This is a genomic window from Nocardioides sp. (genome assembly GCF_036274455.1).
Classification (GTDB): Bacteria; Actinomycetota; Actinomycetes; order Propionibacteriales; family Nocardioidaceae; genus Nocardioides.
Genome location: NZ_DASUFR010000197.1, coordinates 1 through 16,130 on the forward strand (window position 1 = coordinate 1; position 16,130 = coordinate 16,130).

General features: G+C 70.6%; 12 protein-coding genes. 8 read left to right on the forward strand and 4 right to left on the reverse strand.

All coding sequences use genetic code 11. The features are described 5' to 3' along the window. Window positions 1-230 precede the first annotated feature (230 nt). Together VFV89_RS19690 and VFV89_RS19695 are read right to left on the reverse strand one after the other, a co-directional pair. Window positions 231-1,079: a septum formation family protein gene (locus VFV89_RS19690; RefSeq protein ID WP_329707674.1), complete on the reverse strand. Its 849-nt coding sequence runs from the start codon at window positions 1,077-1,079 to the stop codon at window positions 231-233. Further along, on the reverse strand, window positions 1,076-1,882 hold the full coding sequence (locus VFV89_RS19695) for a septum formation family protein (RefSeq protein ID WP_329707675.1): 807 nt from the start codon (window positions 1,880-1,882) through the stop codon (window positions 1,076-1,078). Before VFV89_RS19695 ends, VFV89_RS19690 begins: the two co-directional genes overlap by 4 nt. Window positions 1,883-2,005: 123 nt before the next feature. Between VFV89_RS19695 and VFV89_RS19700 the strand changes: the two genes are divergently transcribed. From VFV89_RS19700 to VFV89_RS19720, 5 genes are all read left to right on the forward strand, one after another. After that, window positions 2,006-3,028, forward strand: a complete 1,023-nt coding sequence (locus VFV89_RS19700; RefSeq protein ID WP_329707676.1) for a nitronate monooxygenase — start codon at window positions 2,006-2,008, stop codon at window positions 3,026-3,028. Window positions 3,029-3,203: 175 nt separating this feature from the next. Further along, window positions 3,204-4,952, forward strand: coding sequence for a 2-isopropylmalate synthase (leuA, locus tag VFV89_RS19705; RefSeq protein WP_329707677.1), 1,749 nt, complete (start codon window positions 3,204-3,206; stop codon window positions 4,950-4,952). Continuing rightward, window positions 4,841-5,284, forward strand: coding sequence for a DUF1090 family protein (locus tag VFV89_RS19710; protein WP_329707678.1), 444 nt, complete (start codon window positions 4,841-4,843; stop codon window positions 5,282-5,284). The genes leuA and VFV89_RS19710 overlap by 112 nt, the downstream gene beginning before the upstream one ends. Before the next feature lie 26 nt (window positions 5,285-5,310). After that, window positions 5,311-8,034, forward strand: a complete 2,724-nt coding sequence (locus VFV89_RS19715; RefSeq protein WP_329707679.1) for a penicillin acylase family protein — start codon at window positions 5,311-5,313, stop codon at window positions 8,032-8,034. Between the two features lie 104 nt (window positions 8,035-8,138). After that, window positions 8,139-9,827, forward strand: coding sequence for an alkaline phosphatase family protein (locus tag VFV89_RS19720; RefSeq protein WP_329707680.1), 1,689 nt, complete (start codon window positions 8,139-8,141; stop codon window positions 9,825-9,827). Window positions 9,828-10,235: 408 nt separating this feature from the next. On the opposite strand, the gene VFV89_RS19725 is transcribed toward VFV89_RS19720, so the two are convergent. Further along, window positions 10,236-10,508: a hypothetical protein gene (locus VFV89_RS19725; RefSeq protein ID WP_329707681.1), complete on the reverse strand. Its 273-nt coding sequence runs from the start codon at window positions 10,506-10,508 to the stop codon at window positions 10,236-10,238. A 111-nt stretch (window positions 10,509-10,619) separates the two neighbouring features. Next, window positions 10,620-13,424: an ATP-binding protein gene (locus VFV89_RS19730; RefSeq protein WP_329707682.1), complete on the reverse strand. Its 2,805-nt coding sequence runs from the start codon at window positions 13,422-13,424 to the stop codon at window positions 10,620-10,622. Window positions 13,425-13,599: 175 nt separating this feature from the next. On the opposite strand from VFV89_RS19730, the gene VFV89_RS19735 reads away from it, so the two are divergent. From VFV89_RS19735 to VFV89_RS19745, 3 genes are read left to right on the forward strand one after another with little or no spacing between them, the layout of a single operon-like run. Continuing rightward, window positions 13,600-14,457 (forward strand): alpha/beta fold hydrolase, encoded by an 858-nt coding sequence (locus VFV89_RS19735; protein WP_329707683.1) that lies wholly within the window; start codon window positions 13,600-13,602, stop codon window positions 14,455-14,457. An 18-nt stretch (window positions 14,458-14,475) separates the two neighbouring features. Then, on the forward strand, window positions 14,476-15,216 hold the full coding sequence (gene recO / locus VFV89_RS19740) for a DNA repair protein RecO (protein WP_329707684.1): 741 nt from the start codon (window positions 14,476-14,478) through the stop codon (window positions 15,214-15,216). Next, complete coding sequence (locus VFV89_RS19745; protein ID WP_329707685.1) at window positions 15,213-15,977, forward strand: isoprenyl transferase; 765 nt, start codon at window positions 15,213-15,215, stop codon at window positions 15,975-15,977. Before recO ends, VFV89_RS19745 begins: the two co-directional genes overlap by 4 nt. The last annotated feature ends 153 nt before the right edge of the window (window positions 15,978-16,130 follow it).

Sequence of the window (16,130 nt, forward strand, 5' to 3'; positions counted from 1 at the left end):
GTCCCCCGCCCCTACCCCACCAGTGATGGCGAAGTGAGGGTGACGCGCGGGTCGGGACCGGGGGTGGCGCCCCCGGAGGCGTCAAGCGGCTTGGCCGCGGCGCGGGTAGCGCTACGCAATGGGGCTGGGAGCCGCTGCCCGCGACGCGCCGCCGCAGCCCCGGGGGCGACAGCCCCCGGGCCTGGCCCGACCCGGTGCCACGAACGAAGACCCAGACCCAGACCCAAACCCTAAGCGGGATCTGGCGACCAGCACCTTCCGTAGGTCTGGCCCGCCTTCCACTGGTCCTTGGTGGGCCACTCGTAGCCCCACTCGTAGTCGAGGGCGTCCGACGCGATGGCGCGGGCGGCCTCCTGGCACGCGTCCTGGCCGGCGTTCCTGACCGTGTCCTCGCCGGGGTAGACGCCCTTCTTCCGGGCCTTGTCGGCGAGGTCGACGACCGAGATCGCCTTCCAGGTGTGGTCCTCCCCGCACAGCACCCGGCTGAACTGGGGCGTGCCGGGCTGGGCGGTCGCGCACATGGCGAACTCGGCGCGCCCCGCCGGCTCCTTCAGCGCGCCGGCGAACTTGTGGTCGACCTTCGCCACCGCGTTGTCGCCGGTGACCGCGATGACGTCGCAGCGGTACCACGAGGCACCGGCGTCCGACTGCTCGACAGTGGGGGTGAACCACACCGGGCGCAGCAGCGAGAGGCGCCGCTGGGCCTCGGTGCCGCCGACGTAGGACCCCAGCTGGGCCGGGCACCGCTTCGCGACCTGCTTCTGGACGGCGTCGGAGTCGACGGCCAGCAGGTGGCCGTTGCTGATCAGGTTCAGCTGGCCGACCGCGAAGGTCTGGCTTGTGTGCCCCTTGTCGCAGGGGACCGGACTGTCGGTGTTGGTCGGCGCCAGGGCCTCGTCGTAGGAGAGCCGGTAGCACTCCCCGATACGCGGCGCGGGTGGGGGAGGCGGCGCGACGACCGGCGTGGGGGTCGTCGTCGGCCCCTGCGCGGGCGCGGGCTCCTGCTTGTGGTCATCGTCGCAGCCGGCCAGCGTGAGCACAGCCGTCACCGCGACTGCGAGGAATGTCGTGCGCCTCATGCGGTCGTCGCCGCCCAGCAGACCGAACGCCGGTTGCCGGCGTCCCATTCGGCCTTGTGGAACCACGTGAAGCCGAAGTCGTAGTCGTCGGGGTAGCCGAGCCACGCGCCCACCGAGCTGGAGCAGTAGTCGCGGGTGGTCGCCTCGACTGCCTTGTCGCCGGGGTAGGGGTCGCCCGGGTCGCCGACCTTGATCGTGGTGACCGCTCGCCAGTTGTGCTTCTCGCTGCAGGAGACCTTGGGCGCGTCCTGCACGGTGGTGCCGCTGACGCAGGCCATCCACTCGTCGCTCGGCGGCCGCTCGGCCAGCAGCCCCTCGGCGGTGTCCGGCAGGGCGACGTACGACGTACTCTCGGCACCGCCGCCCACGACGTCGCAGCGGTACCACCGGGCGCCCTTGTCCCACGCCTTCTCCGAGGGCCGGAACCAGACCCAGCTCACGATGGTGCGCATCACCGTGCTCTCGTCGCCGCCGAGGTACTGCTGGAACTTCGCCGAGCAGGTCTGGTAGGCGAACGCCCCGAGCGCGGGCGAGTCGTAGGCCGCGTCCTTCAGGTCGTCCGGCAGGTCGCCGGCGGCGAACGTCTCGGCGGTGTGACGCTCACCGCAGTCGACGACGCGGGTGGCGTTGGTCGGCTGCTCGGCGTCGTTCGGTGAGAGCAGCCGGCAGGCGCCGACCTCGGGGGCGTTCATGGCGTCGACCTGGTCGGGATCCACGTGGCCGCCCCCGTGGTCACCACAGGCGGACAGCGCGAGGGCCACGGTCGCGGGGAGGACCAGGCGCCAGACGGCGCGAGCGCGCACGTGACCTCCCCTCCCTGAACCGAGCAGAGCCTACCGAGGGGGTGGGAGCGCGCAGGTCCTCCGTCGGGTCCCTCTGCAGCCGCCGGCGACACCCCGGAACGGCGGTGGTGTCAGGCTGAGGGGATGGCGAACGACCTGCTGGGGCTGTTCGGCAGTGAGCTGCCGGTCCTGGCCGCGCCGATGGCGGGCGGGCCCACGAAGCCCCGGCTGGTGCTGGCCGCGACGGCCGTCGGGTCGGCCGGGTTCCTCGCCGGCGGCTACCAGACCCCGGAGGCGCTGGCCACCGACGTCGCCGAGGTGCGGGCGGCGACGGACCGCTACGGCGTCAACCTGTTCGCGCCGAACCCGGTGCCGGTCGATCCGTCGGCGTACGCCGCCTACCGTGAGCTGCTGCTGCCCCTCGCCGAGGCCTACGGCGTCGAGCTCCCGGTCGAGCCGGTCGAGGACGACGACACGTGGGCGTCGAAGGTCGAGGTGCTGGTCGAGGCTGCGCCGCCGGTCGTCTCGTTCACCTTCGGACCGCCCGACCCGACCGCCGCGGACGCGTTGCGCCGGGCGGGCTGTGCGCTGGTCCAGACGGTGACCTCGGCCGAGGAGGCGCACCGTGCGGCCGGGCTCGGGATGGACGCGCTCGCCGTGCAGTCCGCGGACGCGGGCGGCCACTGGGGCACCTGGACCCCTGCGGTCTCCGGTGGGCGGCTCGCGCTGCCCGACCTGGTCAGGTCGGTCCGCGCGGTGACCGACCTCCCGGTCATAGCGGCCGGTGGCGTGGGCCGCGCCGCCGACGTGCGGGCCGCCCTCGACGCGGGCGCCGAGGCGGTCGCCGTCGGCACGCTCCTGCTGCTGTCCGACGAGGCAGGCACCAACCCGGCGCACCGGGCCGGACTGGTTGCGGACCGGGGCGCGCCGGTGACGACGACCGCCTTCAGCGGTCGCCCGGCGGGCGCGGTCATGAACGCCTTCCTCGCGGCGTACGACGCAAAGGGGCCGCTCGGCTACCCGGCGCTGCACCACCTGACCAGCCCGATCCGCAGGGCCGCGGCGGCCCGCGCCGACGCCGAGCACGTGAACCTCTGGGCCGGGACCGGCTACCGGAACGCCGAGCAGCGGCCGGCAGGAGTGATCCTGCGCGCGCTCGTCCCCTGAGACCGGCCCAGCGGTGGCTGCTATGGTGAGCGGGTCATGACGCGACGCCTCCTCCTTGGCTGCCGCAGCGAGGTCTGAGCCCAGTCGGGCATAGCCGGACCCCCTCGCTGCGGAGTGAGCGCGCGCGACCGGCCTCCAGGACCACCGGCCCACCGAGGGCCAGCGAGGACAGATCATGACCACCCCCCTGATCCCCATGGGCAAGCAGAAGCCCAGCTCGATGCCGTTCGGCCGCTACCGGGCCTTCGCGCCGATCGACCTGCCCGACCGCACCTGGCCCGACCGGGTCATCACCGAGGCGCCGCGGTGGCTCTCGACCGACCTGCGCGACGGCAACCAGGCGCTCATCGACCCGATGAGCCCGGCGCGCAAGATGGCGATGTTCGACCTGCTCGTGAAGATGGGCTACAAGGAGATCGAGGTCGGCTTCCCCAGCGCCAGCGAGACCGACTTCGCCTTCGTCCGCCAGCTGATCGAGGGCGACCGGATCCCTGACGACGTCACGATCTCGGTCCTGACCCAGGCTCGCGAGGACCTCATCGAGCGCAGCGTCCAGTCGCTGGTCGGCGTACCCCGCGCCAACATCCACCTCTACAACGCCCTCGCGCCGCTGTTCCGGCGCGTCGTCTTCCGGGCCAGCAAGGACGAGATCAAGGACATCGCGGTCCGCGGCACCCAGGCCGTGATGAAGGGGATCGAGAGCTACCTCGACACCACGGTGATCGGCTACGAGTACAGCCCAGAGATCTTCACCGGCACCGAGCTGCCGTTCTCGGTCGAGGTGTGCGAGGCGGTCAGCGACGTCTGGCAGCCCGACGACGGCCGCGAGATCATCCTCAACCTGCCGGCCACGGTCGAGATGGCGACCCCGAACGTCTACGCCGACCAGATCGAGTGGTTCTCCCGCCAGCTCACCCGGCGCGAGAACACCGTGATCAGCCTGCATCCCCACAACGACCGCGGTACGGCGGTCGCCGCGACCGAGCTCGCGATGATGGCCGGTGCGGACCGGGTCGAGGGGTGCCTGTTCGGCCACGGCGAACGCACCGGCAACGTCGACCTCGTGACCCTGGCCATGAACCTGTTCAGCCAGGGCATCGACCCCCAGGTGGACATCTCCGACATCGACGAGATCCGTCGCACCGTCGAGTACTGCACCAACCTGCCGGTCCACCCGCGCCACCCCTACGCGGGCGACCTGGTCTACACGGCGTTCTCCGGCTCGCACCAGGATGCCATCAAGAAGGGGCTCGAGGACCTCGAGCGGCAGGCGTCCGAGCAGGGCGTGCCGGTCGGGCAGCTGCCCTGGGAGGCGCCGTACCTGCCGATCGACCCCAAGGACGTCGGCCGCACCTACGAGGCCGTGATCCGGGTCAACAGCCAGTCCGGCAAGGGCGGCGTCGCCTACATCCTCAAGGCCGAGCACAAGCTCGACCTGCCGCGGCGCGCGCAGATCGAGTTCAGCCGCGTCATCCAGGAGCACACCGACGCCGAGGGCGGCGAGATGACTCCCGACGAGATCTGGGGTGTGTTCCGCGCGGAGTACCTCGACCGCGAGACGCCACTCGAGCTCAACTCGGTGCACACGTCATCGGCGGCGGGGGAGAAGGACGCGCTCGACGTCAACGTCTACGTCGACGGTGCGCTGATGTCGCTGCACGGTGAGGGCAACGGTCCGCTCTCGGCGTTCGTGGCGGCGATCAACGAGCTCGACCATGGCCACGAAGACAGGGGCTGGGACGTCCGCGTGCTCGACTACGCCGAGCACGCGCTGTCCTCCGGTGGCGACGCCGTCGCGGCGGCGTACGTCGAGTGCCTCGTGCGCGACAGCGTCTATTGGGGGGTCGGCATCGACGCCAACATCGTCACCGCCTCGCTCAAGGCGGTCATCAGCGCGGTCAACCGGGCGACCCCGGTGGTGTAGGAGGGCACGGCCAGTCCGCCGCCGGCAACACCGACACAACTCCGGCGACGGTCACCTTCACCGCCTACGACTGCACGACCCTGAACGCTGCCACCACTGCAGCACAGGCGAAGGTGGACGCGGCGGACAAGAAGGTCGCCAAGGCCAAGAAGGCCCTGAAGAAGGCGAAGAAGTCGCACAAGGCCAGCAAGATCAAGAAGGCGAAGAAGAAGCTGAAGAAGGCGAAGGCCGCGCTGAAGTCCGCCCAGGCCGAGCTCACCGCGGCCCAGTCGGCTGCCGCTCCCTGTGGCGGTACCTCCCAGAGCCCGATGAAGAGCCAGACTCGGAGGTAGTGCGCCAGGGGCTAGTCTCACCGTTCGTGCGGATCACGGTGGGCGGCCTGACAGCAACGATCGCGACGGGGGTGCTCCTTGCCGGCACGGCGGGAGCACCCCCGTCGGTTGCGTCCGGGGGTGGCCCGCCGGCTCCGGCCAAGGCCGCTGCGAGCTACGGCAACCTCTGGAACATCCTGCCGCCGGGCTCGGCCGGCAACGTGACGACGGCCGACCTCGCCACGCTCGGCGGCACCACGGCGACGCCCACCGCGCCACCGCACGTCGCCGACCAGCTCGAGATGTACGACGCGCTCACCAAGCGCAACCCCGACCGCATCAGCCAGGCGGACATCGACAAGCTCTACAAGCGCGAGGACCTCACCCCGGCGACCGTCGTCAGCACGAAGTCGCCGAGGCCCGGGGTGACCATCCGGCGTGACGACTACGGCGTGCCCTACATCAACGGCGCCACCTTCGACGACGTCGAGTTCGGTGCCGGCTACGCCGTGGTCGAGGACCGGATGTTCCTCATGGACGTGCTCCGGCACACCGGAGCGGCGCGGTTGGCCGAGTTCATCGGCAACACCCCGGGCAACGTCGCTGCCGACCAGGCCCAGCTGCGCGCGTCCTTCTACACGCCGGCCGAGGCCAACGAGCAGGTCCTGAAGGCGGCCAAGGACGCCGGGGCCCGGGGCCAGCAGCTGCTCAGCGGCGTCGACGCGTTCCTCGCCGGCATCAACCAGGCCCAGCACGACCTGTGCCCGACCGTCGCCGCGCCGACCTGCCCGGCGGAGTACGTCGGGCTGCAGAAGCAGCCGACCGACTGGACCCGCGCCGACATCGTCTACGTCGCGTCCCTGGTCGGTGGCATCTTCGGCAAGGGCGGCGGCCACGAGATCGAGAACGCCGCGTGGTGGCAGGCCCTCCGGGCCAGGTTCGGCAAGCAGGAGGCGCTGCGGATCTACGGAGACCTGCGCGAGAAGAACGACCCGGAGGCGCCGACGACGTCCAGCGCCAGCGCGCCCTACGACCGCCGGACCTTCGACCCGGACCTGCCCGGCGTGGCGATCCCCGACCGGGGTGGTCCCACCGCTTCCGGGACAGGCGCCGTGCTGCGGGGCTCCGCGCCGGCACCCGCCGGCGCGAAGCCGCAGCTCGACCTGCCCGGCGGCGTCCACGTCGACCTCTCCCAGCTCGGCGCACACGGCATGAGCAACGCGCTGCTGGTGACCGGCAAGGAGTCCAGGACCGGCAAGCCGCTGGCGGTGATGGGGCCGCAGACCGGCTACTACGCGCCCCAGCTGCTCGTCGAGCAGGTGCTCGACGGCCCCGGCATCCAGGCCAGGGGAGTCGCGTTCGCCGGCGTCAACCTCTTCGTCCAGCTCGGCCGCGGCGTCGACTACGCCTGGTCGGCCACGTCGTCCGGCAGCGACAACATCGACACCGTGGCCGAGCGGCTCTGCAACACCGACGGCTCGAAGGCGACCGTCAGGTCGACGGCGTACAAGGTCGGCAAGAAGTGCGTCCCGATGCAGGTCGACGTCCACTCCGAGACGACCACGCCCAACTTCACCGCTCCCGGCCCCTCCAGGACCTACAGCTTCCAGGTGCTCCGGACCAGGCACGGCATCGTCCAGCAGCGCACCACCGTCGACGGCAAGCCCGTCGCGCTGGTGCTGCAGCGGTCGACCTACGGCCACGAGATCGACTCGGTGCTCGGCTTCGGGGAGTTCAACGACCCGGGCTTCGTGCACAACGCGAAGTCGTTCCAGAAGGCCGCGAGCGACATCGACTACACCTTCAACTGGTTCTACGCCGACTCCAAGGACATCTCCTACTACTCCTCGGGGCTGCTGCCGCAACGGTCGAAGAAGGTGGAGCCGGACCTGCCGCACTGGGCCGGCAAGAAGTACGACTGGCAGGGCTGGCTCCCGTTCAAGAAGCACGCGCGCCAGACCAACCCGAAGCGCGGCTACCTGGTCAGCTGGAACAACAAGCCGGCGCCCGAGTTCGCGGCCGCGGATGACACATGGAGCTACGGCTCGGTCTACCGGTCGCTGGCGCTGTCGAAGCGGCTGGCGGCCAAGATCAAGGGGAAGAAGAAGGTCGACCTGCCCGGCATGGTCGGGGTGATGGCGGGTGGCGCCACGGCCGACTCACGCGCGGCGTACACGCTGCCGTGGCTGCTGAAGGTGATCGGCGACGACAAGAAGACGGCCCCCGCGCGCGCCCTGCTCGAGCAGTGGCTGGACGCCGGCGCGCCGCGCGCCGACCGTGACCGCAACGGCTCCTACGAGTACCAGTCGGCGATCGCGCTCTTCGACTCCTGGTGGGAGGACGGCTCGAGCTCGGTCGCCTACGACGTGCTCTCGGCCCGGCTCGGGCCACTGACCCGGCAGCTGCCCCAGGCCCTGGACGACCACCCGCGCTCGGGTGGGGGCTCGTCGTTCAACGGGATCGCCTGGTACGGCTACGTGGCCAAGGACCTCCGCTCGGTGCTCGGCCGGCATGTCGAGGCTCCCTACTCCATGGGCTACTGCGGCAAGGGCTCGCTCGCCGTGTGCCGGGCGACGCTGCGCGCCTCGCTGGCCGCTGCCGTGCACCGCGTGCTGAGGGAGCAGCACAAGTCCTCGGTGAGCCAGCTGACCTACGACAAGTCCGAGGACTACATCCGCTCGACCACCGCCGGCATCGTCGGCGTGCGGCCGATCGACTGGCAGAACCGGCCGACGTTCCAGCAGGTCATCTCGTTCTTCGGGCACCGCTGACATTTGGGGTACTGCGGCGAACCTGCACCTTCCCTGACCACTGTTGCCGGGTCTAGGTTGCCCGCAAGGGTCGCGGCGAGGGCCGCGTTGGGAGGTCACCCGTCATGGTTCGTCGTACTCGTCCGCTGCTCGCAGTCGTCGCGGCCGCCGCTGTCACCGTCGCGCTCACGGCCGGGGCCAATCCCGATGCGGTGGCGAAGAAGGGGCACCACCACCATCAGCCGGCCAAGCCGGACAAGGTGGTCGTCATCCTGGTCGACGCGCTGAGCAAGGAGATCGTGCACAAGTACCACATGAAGAACGTCGAGTCGTTGATGAAGAAGTACGTCGACACTCCGCGCGGCTACCTCGGCCACCTCGGCTCGGTCACCGTCGTGACGCACAACGTGGTCACCTCGGGCCAGCTGCCCAAGCACATGGGCTGGACCGACGAGGGCTACCGCGACGTCGCCAACCTGCTGCCCGACACGACACCCCAAGACAGCACGGACGACTTCTACATCACCAGCGACTTCGGCAGCTCTGACATGTTCAAGCTGCAGAGCGGCTACCCGAAGCTCGCGGACTACCTCGGTGCCGCGGACCCGACCGCCAAGACGTTCACGATCAGTCCCAAGGGCTATGCCGGCTGGGCGTTCGGCGGGCCTGGGTCTGACTCGATCATCACCTTCGGCAGTGGAGCCGACTGCACCACCAGCGGCAGCTTGCGCCCGCCCGCTGGGATCAACGTGCCGTCCTACATCCTCGGTGAGCCGTGCAGCCGGTTCTGGGTGCATAACGGCTACCCGCAGTACGCCTACGACACGACCAAGCTCCCGGCCGTGATGTACCCGCTCGACAGCGACCGCTACGTGACCGGGCACGACGCCGCCCACCAGGGCGGCGACGTGTGGGCCGCCGACGCCGCGATCGCGATCATGCGCAACGAGAAGAACTGGAACGGGATCTTCGTGACCCTGCCCGGCGTCGACAAGGCCGCGCACATGTGGGGCGGTGTGGCCGACCCCGGGCCGACCGGCGCCGACGGCGACGCAATGACCCACCTCAAGGCGGCGGCAGCCACGGCCGACGCGCAGGTCGGCAAGATCATCAACGAGCTGCGCAGGCAGGGCGAGCTGGACGACACCCTCGTCGTACTGACAGCCGACCACGGCTCGGTCGCCGGCAAGCACTACTACGGCAAGCTGGTCGCCGAGAAGGACTACGGCTACTACAACTGGTACTACGGCGACCCGGAGAACGACAAGTTCTACGACCGGCCTCAGGACGCCCTGCTGCCGCTGGTCAACACCGGGAACATCGGCCTCTCCTACAGCGACTCGATGCTGCGGGTGTGGCTGAAGGACCAGTCGCCGGTCAAGGTCGCCGAGGCCGCCGCGATCATGAAGGACATGCCTGCCGTCACCGCGGTGTGGCGTCGCAACGGCGACCACTACGACCGGGTGACCCCGATCCGATGGGACCGGATGCACTCTCTCGGGGAGAAGCTGTGGTTCGCCCAGCACGCGCAGGAGCTGGTCGACACAGAGGCTGCCGTCTACGGTCCCGACCTGATCGCCACGCTGCCCGACGACACGACGTACTCGATCGCGGGCGACCATGGTGGCATCCAGCGGGCCTCGCAGCAGATCCCGATCGTCTTCGCCGGCGCCGCGCTGTCCAAGGATGACATCTATGCCCCGGTGCGCTCGGTCGACATCATGCCGACGATCCTGAAGGCGATGGGGATCACTCCGACCTTCCCGATGGACGGCGTGGCCTACAAGCTCCCGACGAAGCCCGGACGCCACTAGAGGAGACACCAGGGGGCCGACGGTGGCTGAGGCGTGAGGCCGTTCATGGCCGAGCCTCGAAGCCTCCGCAGGGCACCCGGGGTGGGTACCAGCACCGGGTCGCCTCCGCAGGGTAGGCACCTGCTGGCGCACCGCGGGTCGAGCCTGTCGAGACCCCCGCCACGCAGGCACCCGGGCGACCCACCGGTGGTTGAGGAGGTCGCGCTAGCGACCGTCTCGAAACCCCCGCAGCGTGGGCACCCGGGTGACCCACTGCTGGTCGAGCCTGTCGAGACCCCCGCAGCGAAGGCACCCGGGGACCCCGGATCGTCCACGTGCCGTCCACAACCAGTGCACCGGAACCGGTTGTCCACAGTGGGATCCCGGCCGCGAGCGACGGTCGGCTGCGGGTGGTGGACTGGGGTCATGTCAGCGATCGCGCAGCACCCCCGCACCGGGTGACCAACGCAGCGCGAAGCCGACAGTCTTCGCCGGCGCAGGATCGAGACTCTCGTCGGCGCCGTTGGCGAGGCGTACGGCGATCTCCGTGCCGACGGCGCCCACCGCGACCAAGATGACCGCGATTGCGGTGACCCTGAGGCGATGGAGGCGTCTGCCGCGCGACCAGGGCTCTGCCGGGGGCACAGCTCCGGTGGGTGCGTCGTCGGCCAGCTCCGCCAGCAGGTCGCGCAGCGTGTCCATGGGTCCCTCCGATCGACAGCCTCACCCATGAACACGCGATGAGCGAGCCTTTCGGCGGGGTCCAGGGCCGAACGGCGTCAACTCGCAGGCATCCTCTGACCTGGCCAGCAATCAGCCGGCCGGCGTGAGCCGTTCCGACCTCGCCAGCGGCAGCTTCACCGTGAACGTCGCTCCCTGCAGGTGCGCGGACCGCACCTCGATGGTGCCGCCGTGCGCGGACACGATCGCCTGCACGATCGACAGGCCGAGGCCGGTGCCCTGGATCTGGCGTACCTGGGCGGTCGACGAGCGGAAGAACCGTTGGAACAGGTCGCCCTGCTCGTCCGCGGGGATGCCGATGCCGGTGTCGCTCACCGTGATCACCGCGTGGTCCTGCTCGATGCCGACGGAGTAGGAGATCGTGCCGCCGTCCTCGGTGAACTTCACCGCGTTGGAGAGCAGGTTGATCATCACGCGCTCGAGCTGGGCCTGGTCGCCGAGCACCGGCACCATCGATGCCGGGCGCTCGATGTCGAGGGTGAGGTGCCGCCCCTTCAGCAGCGGCCGGATCGCCTCCTCGATCGGGCTGACGGTTGCAGCCAGGTCGAGCTGGTCGTGGCGCCACTGGACGGTCTGCGAGTCGAGGCCGGAGAGCATCAGCAGGTCGTTGATCATCGAGATCAGCCGCTGGGCGTTGCGGTTGATGGTCTCCAGCAGCGGCAGCTGGTCGGGGAGGGGCTCGACGATGGAGCCGTCGGTCATCATCTCGGCGTAGCCGACGATGCTTGTCACCGGCGTGCGCAGCTCGTGGGAGACGGTGGAGACGAACTCGTTCTTCGCCTGGTCGAGCGCGCGAAGCCGCTCGACCGCGGTGCGCTCCTTGTCGAGGGCGGCGATCAGGAGCTCCTGGCTGTGCCGCTGCTCGGTCACGTCGCGCGCCACACACAGGTAGCCGCTCTGGGCGGCGAACGCGTCCTGCGCCACCGAGAGGGTCATCGAGACCATCTGCTCCGCGCCGGTCCTGGTCACCCAGGTCCAGTCCCGCGCCCGGGTCTCACCGTCGCGCCCCAGCCCCCGGACCAGGATGTCGAATGCCTCGTCGAGGGTGTCGGCCCCGGTCCGCTCGAGCAGCTCGGCGGCCTTGAGCAGCTTGTGGAACGGCTCGCCGACCAGCTCGTCGCGCTCGTAGCCCAGCAGGTGCTGGATGCCGGAGTTGGCCACCGAGATCCGGCCCGCGGTGTCGATGCCGACGATCGCGGTGGTCAGCGAGGCCTCCATCAGGTGGTTCACCAGGCCGGCCGTGGTGCGCTCGGCGGTGACGTCGATGCCGGTCATGACGGCGTACATCGGGTTGCCGAGCTCGTCGCGGACGATGTTGGTGTTCCAGACGATCCGCAGCTTCTCGCCCGACTTCGTGGTGGCGTCGGACTCCCGCACGATCGGTACGCCGGACCGGTTCGGCCACATGAACAGCGCCTCGACGTCGTCGGCCTCGGACGGCGTGATGCCGGTGTCCCAGACCTTGCGGCCGAGCAGCTCCACGTCGCGGTAGCCGGTGATCACCGAGGTCGCCTGGTTGATCCGGACCACGATCCCCTCGAGGTCGGTCACCATGATGATGCAGTTCGTGGTGTCGAGCGTGGCGTTGGTCAGCGTCTGCGCCACCTCGAGCCCGTGCCGGGCGTCGTACTCCGCGGTGACGTCGAGGAGCTGGGCGGCGAAGAACGGCGCGTCGCCGGTGTCGCCCAGCGCCGAGATCTGGAGCGTCACCTTGCCGGCCCGCGCGTAGGTGAGCGGACCCTCGACCCGCCACCCGTCGGTGGTGCGCGCCAGGAGCCGGGGGAGAGCGTCGGCGAACTCCGGCCCGACGTCCATCAGCTCGGTCAGCCGCTTGCCGAGCAGGTCCTCCTCACGACCGCCGAGGATCCCAAGAGCGGTGTCGTTGAGGTCGACGATGACCAGGTCCTGCCGGGACGGGTCCGGCTCGAGGAAGGCCATCCCGACCAGCGACTCGGTGAAGTTGCGGCGGAACAGCTTGCTGTCGGCGGTGATCCGGTCCATCAGGATGGTGTTGCGCTGCACAGCGATGCCGAGCGGCACGACCAGCAGTGCGGCGCAGGCCAGGTAGCCCTGGGTCAGCGCGCCTCCGGTCAGCGCGCCGACCCGGCCACTGTCGACGGCGACGCCGAACGGGCCGATGCCGGCCACCGTCTGAACCGTCACGAAGCTGCCGACGAGCACCAGCTCGGTGCAGGCCACCCGCACGTCGAACCGGAGTGCTGCCCAGGCCAGGAAGAGCACCGGGACGAAGGTGAGCGTCGAGCTCGCGTCGGACACGAAGCTGAGCAGGCTCGCGCCGGCGAGCAGGAGGACCTGGACCGCCAGCTCGAGCCTTCGTCCCGTCCACCGGTTCCCGGTGACCACCGCCAGCGGGAAGATGAGCAGGACCGCGGCCAGGTGCGCCACGAACGCCGTTGCCAGCGAGGGGCCCAGGGGGGCGATGGTCAACCACCGCGAGGCGCTGGCGCCGCCGGCGACGAGCATCCCGCCGCTCACGACGGCCGCGCCCAGCAGCCGGACGAAGTCCTCCTGGTCGGCGAGCCGAGGCCGGATCCGGCCCGCATGAGTCACCAGGAGCGCGGCGATCGCCAGCGAGAGGGTCTCCACCACGCCGTGCGTGACGGCGAGCCGGAGCGTGCGGTCGCCGATGAGGTCACCGGCCACCGTGGCTGCGAAGAGCAGCGGGGCGAGCGCCAGCCAGCGGCGGCCCACGGTCAGGGCAAGCACGATCAGTCCCAGTCCGGCCGCAGGCCAGAAGGTCGCGACGGTATGGCCGTCGGGCGCCAACCGCACCGCGACGGCTCCTGCAGCGACGACCCCTGCGAGCAGGGCGAACGAGGTCGCCCAACCGAGGGGTCGATCGGCCTCGGACGTCACGATTTCAGTGTCGGGCACCCCACGGGCCCGCCGCTCGGTTTCTGGAGGTATCGCCACCTGGTGTCCACTGCACCTTGACACCGGGCTGCGGAGGCTTCGAGACTCGGGCGCAGAACGCCCTCGCACCTCAGCCACCGTCGGCTCGGCCCTGTGTGGGCCGATCTAGGCTGGCCGGGTGTTGGTCTCCGAGCGCATCGGCCAGTTCTTCGTGGACGCAGGCTCGGGTCGCGACCGGCTGGAGTACACCGAGTACGGCGCGGGCGACCACTGGGTCGTCCTCGTGCACGGCCAGCTGATGCCGCGCCGGATGCACCAGCCGCTGGCCCGCGCGCTGGCCGCCGAGGGGCTGCACGTGGTGACGCTCGACCTGCTCGGCCACGGTCGGTCGGACCGCCCGACCGACCCCCTCGTCTACTCGATGACCGCGTTCGCCGAGCAGGTGGTCGCCCTGCTCGACCACCTGGACGCGCGGGAGGCGATCGTCGGCGGTACGTCGCTGGGCGCCAACGTCGCCCTCGAGGTCGCCGACCTGGCGCCCGACCGGGTCCGGGGCCTCCTGGTGGAGATGCCGGTCCTCGACAACGCCGTCGAGGCCGGGATCCTCGCGTTCGCGCCGCTGATGTTCGCGGCAAGGTTCCTGCCGTTCACCGTGGACGGGGTGCGCGCCCTGACCCGGCCGATCCCGCGCGGGATCGTGCCGTTCTGGGTCGGGATCGCCCTCGACACCCTCGACCAGCGCTCGGAGTCGGTGGCCGCGCTGGTGCACGGCATCTTCTTCGGCCGGGTCGCCCCGCCGACCAAGCGGCGCCAGGCGATCACCGCGCCGGCGCTGGTGGTCGGTCACCCGGCCGACCCGATCCACCCCGCCGCGGACGCCGCGATGCTGGCCGAGGAGCTGCCGAACGCCCGGTTCGTCCGGGCCCGCAGCATCCTCGAGTGGCGGTTGTGGCCCGAGCGGCTCGACCGCGAGGCCGCCGAATGGGCGCAGGAGGTGTGGGCGACACCCACGAGCCAGCGCCGTACCGTCCGCTAGAACCGGCAAGATAGGACGGTGCCGCTCTACCGCGACGAGGCGATCGTGCTGCGCACCCACAAGCTGGGTGAGGCCGACCGGATCATCACGTTGCTGACCCGCGAGAACGGGCGGGTGCGCGCCGTGGCCAAGGGCGTACGCCGGACCACCTCGAAGTTCGGCTCCCGGCTCGAGCCGTTCACCCATGTCGAGGTCCAGCTCGCCGAGGGGCGCAACCTCGACACGATCACCCAGGCCGAGACCCACGACGCGTTCGCCGCGGAGCTGGGCGCCGACTACGAGCGCTACACCGCCGGCACCGCGATGCTCGAGACCGCGGAGCGGCTGGTCACCGAGGAGAAGCAGCCGGCGACCCAGCAGTTCCTGCTGCTCGTCGGCGGGCTGCGGGCCATGGTCGGCGGCGAGCGCCGGCCCGGGCAGGTGCTCGACTCCTACCTGCTCCGCTCGCTCTCGGTGGCCGGGTACGCGCCGTCGTTCCGAGCCTGCGCCCGCTGCGGTCTCGTCCCCCCCGACTCGGGCCACCACCGCTGGTTCAACCCGTCGTACGGCGGCATGCTCTGCACCACCTGCCGAGTCCCGGGGTCGGCCGGCCCGGCCCCGGAGACGGTCACGCTGCTGGGAGCCCTGCTGGCCGGCGACTGGCCGGTGGTCGAGGCCGCCGACCCACGCCATCTCAAGGAGGCCAGCGGCCTGGTGGCGGCCTTCCTGGCCTGGCACGTGGAGCGCGGGCTGCGCTCCATGGCCTACGTCGAACGATGAACCGCACGCCACGCGCGCCGTCGCCGCACCCGTCCGGTGCACGCCCGCCCGACCTGCCCAGCGAGCTGGTCCCTCGCCACGTCGCGATCGTCATGGACGGCAACGGCCGCTGGGCGAAGCAGCAGGGGCTGCCGCGCACCAAGGGCCACGAGGCGGGCGAGTCGTCCCTGTTCGACGTGGTCGAGGGCGCCATCGAGATCGGCGTGAAGGCGATCTCGGCGTACGCGTTCTCGACCGAGAACTGGACCCGCTCGCCCGACGAGGTCCGGTTCCTCATGGGGTTCAACCGCGACGTGATCCGGCGCCGCCGCGACGAGATGAACGACCTCGGCGTGAAGGTGCGGTGGGCCGGCCGGGCGCCGCGGCTGTGGCGCTCGGTGATCAAGGAGCTGCAGGTCGCAGAGGAGCTCACCAAGGACAACGACGTGCTGACGCTGACCATGTGCGTCAACTACGGCGGCCGCGCAGAGCTCGCCGACACGATGCGCTCGATCGCGCGCGAGGTCGCGTCCGGCCGCCTCAAGCCCGACAAGATCGACGAGCGCACCGTGGCCCGGCACCTCTACGTGCCCGAGCTCGGTGATGCCGACCTGGTCTGGCGTACGTCGGGGGAGCAGCGGCTCTCGAACTTCCTGCTGTGGCAGGCGGCCTACAGCGAGCTCGTGTTCAGCGACGTGCTCTGGCCCGACGTCGACCGTCGGCACCTGTGGGCCGCGATCGAGACCTACGCCGCCAGGAGCCGGCGGTACGGCAAGGCCTGATGGTCACCCGCAACTAACGGTTGACAACCACTTACCGTTAGTTGTAACTTACGGTAAGTCATGACGAACGCACACGCCATTCTGACCGCCCTCGGCGACCCGACCAGGCAGGCGATCCTCGACCTCCTCCTGGACGGACCACAGCCGGTGGGG